Source organism: Methylobacterium sp. Leaf465, assembly GCF_001424705.1.
Taxonomy (GTDB): domain Bacteria; phylum Pseudomonadota; class Alphaproteobacteria; order Rhizobiales; family Beijerinckiaceae; genus Methylobacterium.
Map to the genome: position 1 here is coordinate 1 of NZ_LMRA01000047.1, position 13,891 is coordinate 13,891.

General features: G+C 66.3%; 13 protein-coding genes. 11 read left to right on the forward strand and 2 right to left on the reverse strand.

Going from position 1 to position 13,891, the window contains the following annotated elements:
* The first annotated feature begins 229 nt into the window (after positions 1-229).
* A complete protein-coding gene (locus ASG51_RS20865; protein ID WP_056383005.1) occupies positions 230-1,048 on the forward strand; it encodes an alpha/beta hydrolase in 819 nt (272 codons plus the stop codon).
* 636 nt (positions 1,049-1,684) lie between these two features.
* Here the strand turns inward: ASG51_RS20865 and ASG51_RS20870 are convergent.
* Positions 1,685-3,094: a PLP-dependent aminotransferase family protein gene (locus ASG51_RS20870; protein ID WP_244480216.1), complete on the reverse strand. Its 1,410-nt coding sequence runs from the start codon at positions 3,092-3,094 to the stop codon at positions 1,685-1,687.
* Positions 3,095-3,483: 389 nt separating this feature from the next.
* On the opposite strand from ASG51_RS20870, the gene ASG51_RS20875 reads away from it, so the two are divergent.
* From ASG51_RS20875 to ASG51_RS20920, 10 genes are all read left to right on the forward strand, one after another.
* Positions 3,484-3,966 (forward strand): MSMEG_0572/Sll0783 family nitrogen starvation response protein, encoded by a 483-nt coding sequence (locus ASG51_RS20875; protein WP_056382815.1) that lies wholly within the window; start codon positions 3,484-3,486, stop codon positions 3,964-3,966.
* An 81-nt stretch (positions 3,967-4,047) separates the two neighbouring features.
* Positions 4,048-5,124, forward strand: a complete 1,077-nt coding sequence (locus tag ASG51_RS20880) for a Nit6803 family nitrilase (RefSeq protein ID WP_056382818.1) — start codon at positions 4,048-4,050, stop codon at positions 5,122-5,124.
* Positions 5,078-6,181, forward strand: coding sequence for an MSMEG_0568 family radical SAM protein (locus ASG51_RS20885; RefSeq protein WP_056382820.1), 1,104 nt, complete (start codon positions 5,078-5,080; stop codon positions 6,179-6,181). The genes ASG51_RS20880 and ASG51_RS20885 overlap by 47 nt, the downstream gene beginning before the upstream one ends.
* Positions 6,178-6,723, forward strand: a complete 546-nt coding sequence (locus ASG51_RS20890) for an MSMEG_0567/Sll0786 family nitrogen starvation N-acetyltransferase (RefSeq protein WP_056382822.1) — start codon at positions 6,178-6,180, stop codon at positions 6,721-6,723. Before ASG51_RS20885 ends, ASG51_RS20890 begins: the two co-directional genes overlap by 4 nt.
* The gene (locus tag ASG51_RS20895) at positions 6,723-7,718 is read left to right on the forward strand and encodes a sll0787 family AIR synthase-like protein (RefSeq protein ID WP_056382823.1); all 996 of its coding nucleotides are present in this window, start codon (positions 6,723-6,725) and stop codon (positions 7,716-7,718) included. Before ASG51_RS20890 ends, ASG51_RS20895 begins: the two co-directional genes overlap by 1 nt.
* A complete protein-coding gene (locus ASG51_RS20900; protein ID WP_056382825.1) occupies positions 7,715-8,890 on the forward strand; it encodes an MSMEG_0565 family glycosyltransferase in 1,176 nt (391 codons plus the stop codon). Before ASG51_RS20895 ends, ASG51_RS20900 begins: the two co-directional genes overlap by 4 nt.
* A complete protein-coding gene (locus ASG51_RS20905; protein ID WP_056382826.1) occupies positions 8,883-9,164 on the forward strand; it encodes an MSMEG_0570 family nitrogen starvation response protein in 282 nt (93 codons plus the stop codon). The genes ASG51_RS20900 and ASG51_RS20905 overlap by 8 nt, the downstream gene beginning before the upstream one ends.
* A 39-nt stretch (positions 9,165-9,203) precedes the next feature.
* The gene (locus ASG51_RS20910) at positions 9,204-10,472 is read left to right on the forward strand and encodes an MSMEG_0569 family flavin-dependent oxidoreductase (protein WP_056382828.1); all 1,269 of its coding nucleotides are present in this window, start codon (positions 9,204-9,206) and stop codon (positions 10,470-10,472) included.
* Positions 10,473-10,808: 336 nt separating this feature from the next.
* Positions 10,809-11,741 carry a transporter gene (locus ASG51_RS20915; protein WP_056383007.1) on the forward strand — a complete coding sequence of 311 codons (933 nt, stop codon included), beginning with the start codon at positions 10,809-10,811 and terminating at the stop codon, positions 11,739-11,741.
* Positions 11,742-11,903: 162 nt separating this feature from the next.
* Positions 11,904-12,746: a Pnap_2097 family protein gene (locus tag ASG51_RS20920; RefSeq protein WP_056382830.1), complete on the forward strand. Its 843-nt coding sequence runs from the start codon at positions 11,904-11,906 to the stop codon at positions 12,744-12,746.
* A 401-nt stretch (positions 12,747-13,147) separates the two neighbouring features.
* On the opposite strand, the gene ASG51_RS20925 is transcribed toward ASG51_RS20920, so the two are convergent.
* Positions 13,148-13,747 carry a cysteine hydrolase family protein gene (locus tag ASG51_RS20925; RefSeq protein WP_056382831.1) on the reverse strand — a complete coding sequence of 200 codons (600 nt, stop codon included), beginning with the start codon at positions 13,745-13,747 and terminating at the stop codon, positions 13,148-13,150.
* Positions 13,748-13,891: the final 144 nt, after the last annotated feature.

The window sequence follows — 13,891 nt, forward strand, 5'->3', positions numbered from 1 at the left end:
TCAGTCGGCAGATTGGCGGATCGGCAGACAGCTCCTTCGGATTTAATTCTCTCTGAAGCCGAGGCGGTCCCGTATTCAGGGTGGCTCCAGCGCAGGCTCGCGCTATGTAAAACATATGATCGATCCAAACCGCCGTCGCCTTCTCGCAACATCCGCGAGCGCTCTTACCGCCGCGGGTCTCGTGACGAATGTGTCCGCCCAATCGCTGGCCGCCGCCCSGGAMAACTGGATGACAGCAAGTCAGGGCGAACGCGACGGCGCCTACAACAACTCCACCGCAGTKCCGGGCAGTGCGGGGATCGTGGAGGGTTGGACGACGGACTCCGCCCGCCTCCGCGCGCAGCATGCCGGCACCATCGATCTCGCCTATGGGCCTCGCCCCCGCAACAAGTGGGACCTGTTTCCCGCTCCCGACCGCATGGCGCCCTGCCTCGTTCACGTTCACGGCGGCTACTGGCAGGCCCGCTCGCGCGAGAACTTCTCCTGCATGATGGAAGGCGTCCTCGCCGCCGGTTTCGCCGCCGCGATGCCGGGCTACACGCTGGCCCCGGACGCGACCCTCACCGAGATCGTGGCGGAGGTTCATCGGGCCCTCGACTGGCTCGGCGCCGAAGGCCCGGCACACGGTATTGCGGGGCCAATCATTCTGTCTGGCTGGTCGGCCGGCGGCCATCTCTGCGCGGTGGGTCTCRGACATCCGAGCGTGCGCGCCGGTCTGGCGATGTCCGGCATCTACGAACTCGGACCCTTGCGAGACACCTACCTGAACGCGAAACTGCATCTGAGCGACRGCGAGATCGCGACGCTCTCGCCCTTGCGTCTGCCTTCGGTCGACAAGCCGCTGGTGCTCGCCTACGGCACCGCCGAGCTGCCAGCGCTTGTCGAGAACAGTCGATCCTTTCACGCCTATCGCTCGGCYAGACATCAGGCAGGAGCGTTGATCCCGGTGCCGCGCGCGAACCACTTCACGATCTACGATCATCTGCGGCCGGCGGACGGCCTGCTGACCCGGGCTGTCCTGGAGCTTGGACGCACGCTTCGCGCCTGACGAGCGCCGACCGACGCTCTGTTGTCGCCGGCCGCTCCGTCCTGCGGGTCCCATATGACCCGGGCTGTCCTGGAGCTTGGACGCACGCTTCGCGCCTGACGAGCGCCGACCGACGCTCTGTTGTCGCCGGCCGCTCCGTCCTGCGGGTCCCATTCAGATATTCAATGTTCAGTAAGCCACGGACACAGCGTTTTGCGGGATGGTGAGTCTGTGTTGACATTGGCCGCCTCGCTAGACAGCCAAGATGGGTGGTTCTCTGCCAGTTCGCTTTTAGGAGGCTACCTCACGGAAGCGGACGCTCGTGCCGCACCCATGGACAGCTGTTTGACCGAAACCGCGTGGTCTATCCATCAAACGAGTCGAGTACGCAGAGATCTATATCACAGGTGCGCAAGGGCTTTCAGGGCAGCCGAGGTTCCTGAACCCTCGGAGCCGTGGCCTGGGCCCTCCGGGCTTAGCTTAGGGCGGGCTAATTCACCGAGGAGATCGACCCGGCGCCATGGTCGGTACGGGCCCGGACGTAATGTCGTCCCTTCCTCCTACGCGGGGAAATTGGCCGTGGGGGACGGGCCCGATGCAGAGACGTGCTCCCGCTCGACCGTACAGTCGGCGCAAGCGCAGGAGCGGAGTGCTTACTCAGATGTATGACGACGCGAGGGCCGGCGAGCCTTCCAGCGCGTGAGCGAGCACTTCCAGGCCCTGGGTGATCTGCTGCCGGGTGGAGGGGCCGCCGAGGCAGAGGCGTACCGCCTCAGGCGGCGTGCCAGCGACGCAGAACGGGTCGCTGGCGACGACGCCGAGCCCGGCGGAGCGCCCCTGACTGGCAAAGGCCGAGCGGGTCCAGCCCTCCGGCAGAGTGATCCAGACGTGGAAGCCGTGCGGGTCCGCGTTGTAGGTCCCACCGGGAAGCAACGCGGTCGCGATGCGCTGGCGCGCAGCCGATTCCTCACGCACGAACTGCACGATGGCATCCGCCGTCCCGTCCAGGATCCAGCGCGTCGCCAGCGCTGTCGAGATCGGCGAGGCCATGACGGTGGCGGCCCGCAGGGCGCCAGCGAGCGGGAGGGCGGATCGGGCACTCGGGGCGACCAAGAAGGCAAGGCGCAACCCGGCGCCGAGGCATTTGGCGAGGCCGGCCACGTAGTAGGTGATCTCGGGGGCGAGCTCGGCAAAGCTCGGGGGCGGCGCCGGGCAGATGCGCGCGTAGGCGTCATCCTCGATGATGGTGACGGCATACCGGCGCGCGACTGCGATGATGGCCTCGCGCCGAGTTCGGGACAGGGTCGTGGTGGTCGGGTTCTGCAGGAGCGGGTTCAGGTAGATCGCCTTCGGCGCGACCTTGGTGCAGACGGCCGCGAACCCGTCAGGGTCGACGCCGTGCCGGTCCATGGGCAGGTCGACGAGGCGCAGGCCCAGATGCGCCGCCAGCGACCGGATGCCCGGATAGGTGATCCGCTCGGCGCAGATGGCGTCACCGGGGCGCGCTATCTGGCCCAACACGCTGAACAGGGCGCTATGGGCGCCCGGGCAGATAAGCAAGCGCTCCCGCGGGGTGTCGATGCCCCGACCTTTCAGCCAGCGCAGGGCCGCTTCCTTGTCCTCGTCCGTCCCGCCAAAGCCCTGGTAGCGCAGCAGGTTGGAGAGGTCGCCGGACAACTCGGAGAACGAGGCCTGCATCCGCGCCTGTAACGCCGGAGCGTCGGGCTCGGGAGGTAGGTTCATCGTGAAGTCGACCGGCCCGATCCGTGAGCCGTCCTTCGAAGGCGTGGCCCGGCCCGGGCGCACGGGATCGATCACGAAGGTGCCCTGGCCGACGCGTCCTTCGATCAGGCCGCGCTTGTGGGCCTCGACATAGCCGCGCGAAACGGTCGTGAAGTTGAGGTCGAGGGCCTCGGCCAGGGCACGCTGGGTCGGGAGCCGCGTGCCGACCGTCAGGCGACCGGTCCGGATGTCGTCCGCCAACGCCTCGGCGATGGCGAGGTAGTGGGGCTTCCCCCAGCGCTTCAGGTCGGGCGTCCACGTCCCGCTCCCGACATCCGAAGGCATAGGTCGCCCGTCTCGCGCTGCAGAGGTCATCCGTTCTCCAAGTACACCATCAAGATGCGATCAATATCTGATTGTATGGGTAGCAATCTCCGTACCGTATGGGAGGCCCAAACGGCATACAGGGCTAATACATACAATGCCATCAATCCATGCAGTCGGACTAGGCATCGCGTGATGCCCTCTTGTGCACATGCCGATCCGATTGTCAGCCAAGAACAGCCATCCGAAACCGACGTGCGATGATGATTGAATGCAATATTGTATGCATTCAACTTGGGGCTATTGATGGTTTTGTTGATTGGTCCCCGTTGGCACGTCGCTTGCCATGACGGGATGTGACCACCCGAGGCTTCGGCTGACGCGGTCCAACCCATCACGGAGTGAGATCCATGCCCGCAGTGAACCGCGAACCCCATAAGAAGGGCGACTACCTGGTCGATTACGAGGAGAAGGTCTTCGAGGACGTGAAGGCCGAGCCGGGCCAGAAGGCGCTGGTCACCTTCCACACGGTCGCCTTCGAGGGCTCCATCGGCCTCGTGAACCTGCTCCAGGCCACCCGCCTGCAGCGCAAGGGTTTCGAGACCTCGATCCTGCTCTACGGTCCCGGCATCACCCTCGGTGTCCAGCGCGGCTTCCCGCGGCTCGGCGACGAGGCCTTCCCGGGCCACCTGAACTTCAACAACCAGCTTGAGAAGTTCATGGCCGAGGGCGGCAAGGTCTACGCCTGCCGGTTCTCGACCCAGGCCCTCTACGGCCACGGCGAGGCCGCCTTCATCGAGGGCATCCGCATGATCAACCCCCTCGACGTCCTCGACTGCATGCTCCTGCACAAGCGCGACAACGCGGTGATCATCGACACCTGGACCGTCTGACGGGCCCTCGGCCCATCGACCGGGACGTCGCATCCGGCGGCCGCACGCGACGCGGCCGCCGTCACCTCCGGAGGATCATCCATGTCAGAGAACCGGATCGTGCGGGCCGCCGCCGTCCAGATCGCGCCCGATCTCGACCGGCCGGAGGGCACCCTGGAACGGGTGCTGAACGCCATCGACGAGGCCGCTGCCAAGGGCGCGCGGTTCATCGTCTTCCCCGAGACCTTCGTGCCGTACTACCCGTACTTTTCGTTCGTGCTGCCGCCGGCGATGCAGGGGCCGGAGCACCTTCGCCTCTACGAGCGCGCCGTGGCGGTGCCGGGCCCGGTGACGCAGGCCGTGTCCGCCGCCGCGCGCCGCCATGGCGCCGTCATCGTGCTCGGCGTCAACGAGCGCGACCACGGCTCGCTCTACAACGCGCAGCTGATCTTCGACGCCGACGGCACCCTGAAGCTAAAGCGCCGCAAGATCACCCCGACCTACCATGAGCGCATGATCTGGGGTCAAGGCGATGGCGCCGGTCTCACCGTGGTCGACACGGCGGTCGGCATCGTCGGGGCGCTTGCCTGCTGGGAGCACTACAACCCGCTCGCCCGCTACGCGCTGATGGCCCAACACGAAGAGATCCACGCGGCCCAGTTCCCGGGCTCGCTGGTCGGTCAGATCTTCGCCGACCAGATGGAGGTGACGATCCGTCACCACGCCCTGGAAGCGGCATGCTTCGTCGTCAACGCAACCGGCTGGCTCACCGACGAGCAGGTGGCCCAGGTCTGCCCGGATGAGCGCCTGCGCGGCGCCTGCCGCGGCGGCAACTGCACCGCCATCGTCTCGCCCGAGGGCAAGCACCTCGCCGAACCGCTCGGCCCGGGCGAGGGCATCCTCATCGCCGACATGGACCTCGCGCTGGTGACCAAGCGCAAGCGGATGATGGACTCGGTCGGCCACTACGCCCGTCCGGAACTCCTTAGCCTTCTCCACGACGACCGCCCGGCCTCGTTCGTGCACCAGCCAATCCGTTCGCAACATCAATCCCGGAGCCTCGACAATGAGCAGTTCCCCACTTCCGACGAGCCTGCCCACGCTTCCGCCGGGCATAGCGGGCCTGGTCGGGATGCCGACGGAACGCCTGATCAACGCGTTGCAGTCCTACGGCGTTAGGCTCGCCGACAGCCGCGCTGGTGCCCCGAGCCGGCGCGGCGGCGCCGGTCCCTCCGACCATAAGGCGATGACCATCGCAGGCCGCACCGTGATGGTGCCGGTCCACACCGAGACGGCCTTCGACTCGCCCTTCCTGGTGCGCCGCCCGGACCTCGACGGGGTCTCGGTGATCGAGCACGAGGGCACGGTGATCGGCCGGGTGACTTTCCCGGGCAAACCGCGCTTCTACGCGCTCTCGACCTTCGACGGTGTGCCCTACTCGCAAATCGCCGTGCTGCATGGGCGCGACGTCCTCGCCACCACCGTGCTGCAGACCTGCATCCGCTACGCCAGCCGCACGAAGACCTGCCAGTTCTGCTCCATCGGGCAGTCCCTCGCCGCCGGCCGCACCGTATCCCGCAAGACCCCTGAGCAGCTTGCCGAGGTCGCCCGCGCCGCCGTTCTGCTGGACGGCGTCAAGCACATGGTGATGACCACGGGCACCCCGAACGCCACCGACCGGGGCGCCGCCATCCTCTGCGAGAGTGCTTTCGCGGTGAAGGCCGCGGTCGAACTGCCGATCCAGGCGCAATGCGAGCCGCCGGACGACGACCGCTGGTTCGAACGCATGAAGGCGTCGGGCGTCGACGCGCTTGGCATGCACCTGGAAGCGGTGACCCCGGAGGTCCGTGACCGGATCATGCCCGGCAAGGCGAGCGTGCCGCTGGAGCGCTACTACGACGCCTTCGCGGCGGCCGTGCCGGTCTTCGGGCGGGGCCAGGTCTCGACCTACATCCTCGCCGGTCTCGGCGATGCGCCGGAGGCGATCCTCGCCATGGCCGAGCGTCTAGTCGGGATGGGCGTCTACCCCTTCGTCGTGCCCTTCGTACCGATCTCCGGCACCCCGCTGGAGAGCCACCCGGCCCCGTCGCCGGATTTCATGCACGCGATCTTGCAGCCCCTGTCCGAGATGCTGGGTCGGGCGAACCTGCGCTCCACCGACATCAAGGCCGGCTGCGGTCGCTGCGGCGCCTGTTCGGCCCTCTCCACTTACGAGCGTACGGGGGTGGCGGCATGATCCTCGAACCCGTCGCGCCGTACCGCCCAAGCCATTTCCGGGTGAAGTTCGCCACCTCCGCCTGGGAGCGGCGCGCCTGCGCCGCCCTGCGCCGACAGGTGTTCTGCACGGAGCAAGGCATCTTCACGGATGACGACCGTGATGCCATCGACGGGCACGCGATCCCGATCTGCGCCCTCTCCACCCTCGGCGGGGATGCCGATGCCGTCGTCGGCACCGTGCGCATCCATGAGGTGGCGGAACGTCCTGGCGAGTGGTGGGGCTCGCGACTGGCCGTTGCCAAAGCCTTCCGCGGCACGGCGGCGCTCGGGGCCGGGCTGATCCAGGTCGCGGTCGCGTCGGCCCATGCACGGGGATGCACGCGCTTCCTGGCGCACGTGCAGGACCGGAACGTGCCGCTGTTCGAGGCCCTGCACTGGGCGAGCCTCGATGCGGTGGAGCTCCATGGTCGCCTCCACCACCTGATGCAGGCCGATCTCGCCGCCTACCCGCCGATGCACGACCCCGAGCACGGGCTCGTCACGTTCCGCAGGGCCGCGTGATGACCGCGGCCGTCGACCTCAAGACCCTGGCCGGCCAAATCCGGGATGCACGGGGCGTCGCCCACAAGCGCGACATCGATGCCGTCGTCACGCGCCTCGGACTGGGCGCACGGCATGATGCGGTGCCCGTCGGAGACGATTGCGCCGCCATCCCCGATGGGGATGGACACCTGCTCTTCGCCATCGAGGGCTTCATCGACAGCTTCGTCACCGCCGATCCCTACTTCGCCGGCTATTGCGGGATCATGGTGAACCTCAGCGACGTGGCGGCCATGGGCGGGCGCCCGCTCGCGGTCGTCGACGCCCTGTGGAGCCGGGACGCGGCGGCGGCGGACCCGATCCTGGCCGGCCTGTCGGATGCGGCCGCGCTCTACGGCGTACCGGTCGTCGGCGGTCATACGAACACGCGTTCCGAGACCGGGAACCTTGCGGTCGCCGTGCTCGGCCGCGCCGGCCCCCGCCTCCTGACGAGCTTCGATGCTGCGCCCGGCGACGACCTCATCGCCGTCATCGACCTGCGGGGCCGTTTTCGCGAGCCGCACCCCTACTGGGACGCCTCGACCGGGTCGCCGGGCGAACGCCTGCGCGGCGACCTCGCCCTGTTGCCGGGGCTCGCCGAGGACGGCCTTTGCCGCGCCGCCAAGGACATCAGCATGGCGGGCGTCGTCGGCACGGCGTTGATGCTGCTCGAATGCTCGAACGTCGGCGCCGTCATCGACCTCGACGCGATCCCGCGCCCCGACGACGTTCCGATGGCGCGCTGGCTCAACGCCTTCCCGAGCTTCGGCTACCTCCTGAGCGTGCGCCCCGACCACACCCCGGCCGTCCTCGCGCGCTTCGCCGGGCGGGGCATTACGGCCGCCAGGATCGGAGGCATCGACGCAAGCAGGGTCGCCCGCATCCGGGATGCCGGGGGCGAGGAGGCCGTGGTCTGGGATTTCGTGGCCAGCCCGCTGATCGGCTGCGGCCAGGAAGATGGGGGACCGGTTTCATGACCGGCCTGCGCATCGCCCTCCTGACACACTCCACCAACCCACGCGGGGGCGTCGCCCACTGCCTTTCCCTCGCCGAGGCCCTGTGCGGGCTCGGGCACGAGGCCGTGGTACACGCCCCGGACCCGTCCGGACGGGGTTTCTTTCGCGATGCCGCCTGTCCGACCATATCCGTCGCGGCCAGGCCGGTCGGCGGCACGACGGTCGATCTCGTGAGGGCCCGCATCAACGACTACCTGATGCACTTCGGGTCGCCGGCGGCCTGCGACTTCGATGTTTTCCATGCCCATGACGGCATCGGCGGCAACGCGCTCGCGACGCTGAAGCACCGGCGCCTGATTCCGGGTTTCGTTCGCACCGTCCATCACCTCGACGCCTTCGCCGAACCGCAGATTGCCGATTGGCAGGATCGCTCGATCCAGGAGGCTCGACGCCTCCTCTGCGTCAGCCATGGCTGGACCGAGCGCGTCCGGTCGGACTTCGGTGCGCTGCCGGAGGTTGTCGGCAACGGCGTCGATCTGGCGGCCTACCGGTCCACGCCCAACCTGCGAGATGCCGTGGTTCGGGAGCGCTGGGCGTTGGGCGGCGGTCCCTTCGTCCTGAGCGTCGGCGGCTTTGAAGCGCGCAAGAACACCCTTGGTATCATTGAGGCGTTTGCGCGCTTGCGTGAGCGCCATCCCGGGGCCCAGCTCGTCATCGCCGGCGGAGCCTCGCTCCTCGACCACGCCGCCTACCGCGCGCGATGCCAGGCGGCCCTGACCGCCCACGGCCTCGCGGCTGGGGCAAGCGGTCCCGTGATCGAGACCGGTCCGGTTCCGCAGGCCGATATGCCGGCCCTCTACCGTATCGCCGACATGCTGGCGTTTCCTTCGCTGAAGGAAGGGTTCGGCCTGTGCGTACTGGAGGCGATGGCCTGCGGCACCCCGGTCATCGTCTCGCACCGACCGCCCTTCACTGAATACCTCGCGGAGAACGACGCACTGTTCGTCGATCCGGCCGCCCCCGACGACATCGCCCGAGCCATGGCAATCGCACTCGTGCCGGAGACGCACGACCGCCTGAGGCTCGCGGGCTTCGCACGGGCCGCCGCCCATTCCTGGCGGGCCTGCGCCGAGCGCCACCTCGATGCCTACGCGGGCTGCGCCTGCATGCGACAGGAGCCGACCCATGCCTGAGATGCACTTCCACGTCCGCTGGCCCGACGGTCGGCGTGAGGCCTGCTACTCGCCGTCCCTCGTGGTGAAGGACTTCCTCGTGCCGGGCGAGAGCTACGCCGTCGACGAGTTTGTCGCGAAGACCCGTACCGCCCTCAACATCGCGAGCGAGCGCGTACGCGAGAAATACGGCTTCGCCTGCTCGTCCGCCCTGGATCAGCTCGCCCGGATCGAGGCCGCCGCGAAGCTTCAGCCCTCCGATGGCCGGGTGACGGTCGAGACCTTCGAGCCCTGAGTCGGCCCCCTTTTTCAGCAACCTCACGGAGTGAGAGCCATGACGTCCCCCCCCCGTCACGTTCCCGTTGCCGTCGTCGGCGGCGGCCAGGCCGGCCTGTCCGTCAGCTATCACCTCAAGCAGCGCGGCATCGAGCACCTCGTCTTTGAAAAGAACACGGCGGCCCACACCTGGTCGACGCAGCGCTGGGACACGTTCTGCCTCGTCACGCCGAACTGGCAGTGCGACCTGCCAGGCCATCCCTACGATGGGCCGGAGCCGGACGGATTCATGCGAAAGGACGAGATCGTCGCGTATCTCAAGGCCTTCGTCGCCAAGGTGAACCCGCCGATACGCGAGGGCGTCTCGGTCACCCGCGTCGAGCGGCGGGAAGACGGGATCTTCTCAGTCCAGACCTCGGAAGGCGACTACACCGCCGACGAGATCGTCGTGGCTTCGGGCGGCTACCACACGCCTATCATCCCGCGCATGGCCGAGAAGCTGCCGGGCTCCATCACGCAGATCCACTCGAACCAGTACCGCAACGCCGCCCAGTTGCCCGAGGGCGAGGTGCTTGTCGTCGGTTCGGGTCAGTCCGGTGCGCAGATCGCCGAGGATCTGCATCTGGCCGGTCGCAAGGTGCATCTCGCGGTCGGCGACGCGCCCCGCTGCGCCCGGTTCTACCGGGGCCGCGACGTCGTCACCTGGCTTGCCGACATGGGCTACTACGAGATGACTGTCGACAACCATCCGCTGCGCGACGGCGTCCGCGACAACACCAACCACTACGTCACCGGCCGTGACGGCGGCCGCGACATCGACCTGCGCCGCTTCGCCACCGAGGGCATGAAGCTCTACGGCCTGATGGAGGACTACCGGGACGGCAGCCTGCGCTTCCGAGACGACCTCAAGCGTTCGCTCGACAGCGCCGACCGGACCTACAACGGCATCAACGCGGCTATCGACAAGTACATTGCAGAGAAGGGCATCGAGGCCCCGGAGCAGGAACACTACGCGCCGGTCTGGGAGCCGGGCGAGCCGATCACTAGCCTCGCCCTTGAAGGGTCCGGCATCACGTCGGTGGTCTGGTGCATCGGCTTCTCGCCGGACTTCCGCTGGCTCGACGCCTCCGTGTTCAACGGTTCGGGCAACCCGAAGCACAGGCGCGGCGTCACGAACGAGGAGGGGATCTACTTCATCGGTTTGCCCTGGCTGAACACCTGGGGGTCCGGGCGTTTCGGCGCGGTTGGCCGCGATGCCGAACACGTCGTCCAGGCGATCCAGCAGCGCCTCGGCACCGAGCGGTTCACCCTGAAGTTCGCAGTCTGAGGCTGTCCTTTACGGTAACCTGGATGGCACTGGAGGGCATCTCCGGTGCAACCGCTTACGTCTCGTTCCCTCGAAGCCCAAGGGATCAATCGAACGATGTAGTGCCTGTGCCATCCATGCAACAAGACATCATTCCAAGCATCGACGCAGCAAAATTTCGTAGACTCTAAATACTGATCACGTAAAATATAATCATTGTTGGATTTGCATACAAATTGTGTGCAGATCCAATCAATCAAAATCAATACCTAACGAGAACTTCGATATGCCGCCGACGCCCATGCTTCCTGGCGGACGGGTGCGGCTGCCCAATGCAGATCCGAAAGGGGATTGATGATGTTGAAGAAGTTCGCGGCCGCGGCAGGGACGTTCGCCGCAATAGCCCTGGGCGCGACCGCCTCGTTCGCGCAATCCACCACTATCCCCGGCGAGCAGGTCGGCCTCGCCGTCGGCGCGCCGCTCCCCGAGGGCATCTACGCCATCGACACCTTCATCTACCGCCGGAACGACACCCGGTTCTCGACGGATACCGCGATCAACGTGCCGGTCCTGGTCTGGTCGACGGGCTTCAAGCTGTTCGGTGCCAACGTCCAGCCTTTGCTCGCCCAGCCCACGGTGTTCGGGTTCCCGAACAATCCAGGCGGCCTGCCGAACCGCGACTTCTCGGTCAACGTCGGAACCCTAGTCGGATCGATCTTCGCCTGGGACCTCGGCAACAACTTCGGCGTCAGCTACTTGGCGGCGGTCCATCTGAACGATCTCGATGCCGGTCGTGGCCTGACGCAGTTCTCGTCGAACACCTACCGCCAGGGCTTCGCAGCGAGTTACACGGGCGATGGCTGGAACCTCACCGCCAACCTCACCCATAACTTCTACGACTCCCCCGGTCGGTTCGAGGGGGCCGTCGGCCGGGCGATTGGTCCGCTTTACCTTGCCGACGCACTCCTGCTCGACCTCACGGCCACCAAGAAGTTCGGCAAGTTCGAGGTCGGTGCGGTCGCCTACGGGGTGACGGACCTGCCGCTCGGCGGCGGCGACTTCGCGCGGGCCTCCGCGCAGGGCTACACCCGAGCCGGGCGCTTCGCGGTCGGCGGCCTGATCGGCTATGATTTCGGGCCGTTCACGGCGCAGTTGATGGTCGCCCGCGACGTCGCGGTCCGGACCCGCGGCACCGAATCCACTGACGGCTTCATTCGTCTCATCGCCCCGCTATACAGCGCGCCGAAAGCTGCCGAGCCCATGCCGGTCAATCTCGTCCGCAAGTATTGATCCCAGAATTCGCGGCCCGGTTCGCCCACGCGTGAGGTGACGGTGCCGCGTCCGCAATCGAAGTGCAAATCCTTCCCAAGGACCCCGCTTCGATAGGGGCCGGGTGGTTCAGTCTCAACAGCTACCGCCACCCGGTCCCGCCCTCCGCAACGGAGTAGGTCGATGAGTGTACATATGCGGTTGGCCGATGTCGGCTCGCCCCTCTCGGACGCGTCCAGCTACGTCCTAGGCATGCCGCACCTTAACCCGAACGGCCTCTCGGAGAATTGGCTCTGGAAAGAGCTCGGGCATCGTCACTGGAACTTGATCGCCAAGACCTACGGCAGGGCGACGACTGGGTTCGGTTCCGTGGGCGACCAGCCCATCTACGCCGCGTTCCGAAACATCTCGCTGTATGGTGGCGACCTTGGCGGCGTTCGGGAGAACGACAGCTTGGATGTACGCTCGACGATCACGCACCTCTCGGAAACTCGGGTCGTCAGTCGCCATTTCGCCGCGTGTCGGGACCGGTTGATCGCGGATGTGGAGATGACATCCGTGTTCGTCAGCCGGCAAGCCAAAGGCGTGAACCGCTCCATCACCCGTGTCAGGATCGAGGGTACTGGAAGCGCAGAATCCTCCCTCGAAACCATGCCATCGCAGCCCGCGTATCGTGGTCATGAGACGTTGGCCCACGATACGCGCGTAGATGAGCACGAACTAGGCACGACAGATATCACGATGTGTCCACACTTGGACTTCAACGGCGCTGGCCTCCTGTATTTCAGCAGCTTCGTTGCCGCAGTGGATCGGGCCGAATGGCACTTCATCGGCAAACGGTCGGGCCATTTCTCGACCCGGGGGCGTCAAGCGCGGTTCCACGCGAACATCGAGGTGGGTGACGACATCACCGTGCGAATGTTTGTAGCACAGGATGGCGCAGCGTGCCGCCATCGTGCCCTGTTGAGCGCCTCAGTGGATGGCAAGCTCCTGGCCGAAGTGGTGACGCACCGCACGATGCGCTGATCTAGCTTCCTGTCTGCCAATGACAATTTGTTATATGCCCATGCAAGTCTACGGCGCGGCGCTGCCAGCTTTTATACACGCAGCGTTTCAACGGCCTTACGCCATTCAATGAACGTGGTTTTCACTCCCACTGTATTTTGCTTCCATGTTTCATCGAGGACCAAGGGGCGGAACGTCCGCTATTAGGAATGATCTAGATTGTCGGATTTGGCGGGGTTGGGTCGGGATCTGCCTATCCGTTTTACGACTGGACCGTACGGAGAGCAGTCCGGCCGGATGCGATCTCGCGAGGGCTTCAGGCGGCCTTGATTCCCAGCGGCAGAGACCAATCGTCGGTTTGACGACGCCATGCCGACCGTGATCCCAGAGCCGTGCCGCTACGTTCGTGAGCGAAACGAAGCTCAGTCCGGGATATCGGTCTGCTTGCCTGCGACCACGGCAAAAAGGTCCGTGAGTGCGGCCAGGCTTGCTGCCTGAAGCTGCGCAGCCGGGACAATTGAACCATCCGGCGCAGGCAGGTCGCGGGTTGCCGTGGTCGAGGCGACCACGGTAGGCCGGAGCCCAAGGTTGAAGGCGCCACGCGCCGTCGAGTTGATGCACATGTGAGTCATGAACCCTGCCAGGACGATGTCCTTGACCCCCGCCGCCTCCAATTGCGCCTGAAGATCGGTTCCTACGAACGCGTTCGGATAAGCCTTGGTGATTACCGGCTCGCTGCCCTGGGGGGCCACCTCGCCGCTGATCTGACCGATAAATGCCGTAACGTCGTAGGGCGAGCCGGGCCCGGCATCGTGCTGGATGTGGATGATCGGTATGCCGGCGGCCCGGGCCCGCGCGAGCAGGGCAGCCGCTTCTTTAAGAGCCGGCTCGACGCCTTCGAGGCGCATCACACCCTGTCGATAGGTCTCCTGCAGGTCGATCATCACGAGGGCCGAGCCCTTGAGAGATGGAGGCTCCGTACCAAGACCGGACAGGCCGCGCAGGGTCGCGAGATCCGACATTTTGTTTCTCCTCCGGCACCGCTTGCTCTTCGCGGTGACATTCACGCGTGGTGCGGACCCTAGCACTGACAGATCGAAAGGCATCTTGGCGGAAGGTCGAGTGTAATCACCTCGGCACACGAGAGCTCCGGTTTCCACGTCGAC

Excerpts from the sequence above, each read along its gene's own strand:
- ASG51_RS20870 (WP_244480216.1), bottom strand. The coding sequence starts at position 3,094 with ATGCCTTCGGATGTCGGGAGCGGGACGTGGACGCCCGACCTGAAGCGC.
- ASG51_RS20875 (WP_056382815.1), top strand. The coding sequence starts at position 3,484 with ATGCCCGCAGTGAACCGCGAACCCCATAAGAAGGGCGACTACCTGGTC.
- ASG51_RS20880 (WP_056382818.1), top strand. The coding sequence starts at position 4,048 with ATGTCAGAGAACCGGATCGTGCGGGCCGCCGCCGTCCAGATCGCGCCC.
- ASG51_RS20885 (WP_056382820.1), top strand. The coding sequence starts at position 5,078 with ATGCCGACGGAACGCCTGATCAACGCGTTGCAGTCCTACGGCGTTAGG.
- ASG51_RS20890 (WP_056382822.1), top strand. The coding sequence starts at position 6,178 with ATGATCCTCGAACCCGTCGCGCCGTACCGCCCAAGCCATTTCCGGGTG.
- ASG51_RS20895 (WP_056382823.1), top strand. The coding sequence starts at position 6,723 with ATGACCGCGGCCGTCGACCTCAAGACCCTGGCCGGCCAAATCCGGGAT.
- ASG51_RS20900 (WP_056382825.1), top strand. The coding sequence starts at position 7,715 with ATGACCGGCCTGCGCATCGCCCTCCTGACACACTCCACCAACCCACGC.
- ASG51_RS20905 (WP_056382826.1), top strand. The coding sequence starts at position 8,883 with ATGCCTGAGATGCACTTCCACGTCCGCTGGCCCGACGGTCGGCGTGAG.
- ASG51_RS20910 (WP_056382828.1), top strand. The coding sequence starts at position 9,204 with ATGACGTCCCCCCCCCGTCACGTTCCCGTTGCCGTCGTCGGCGGCGGC.
- ASG51_RS20915 (WP_056383007.1), top strand. The coding sequence starts at position 10,809 with ATGTTGAAGAAGTTCGCGGCCGCGGCAGGGACGTTCGCCGCAATAGCC.
- ASG51_RS20920 (WP_056382830.1), top strand. The coding sequence starts at position 11,904 with ATGAGTGTACATATGCGGTTGGCCGATGTCGGCTCGCCCCTCTCGGAC.
- ASG51_RS20925 (WP_056382831.1), bottom strand. The coding sequence starts at position 13,747 with ATGTCGGATCTCGCGACCCTGCGCGGCCTGTCCGGTCTTGGTACGGAG.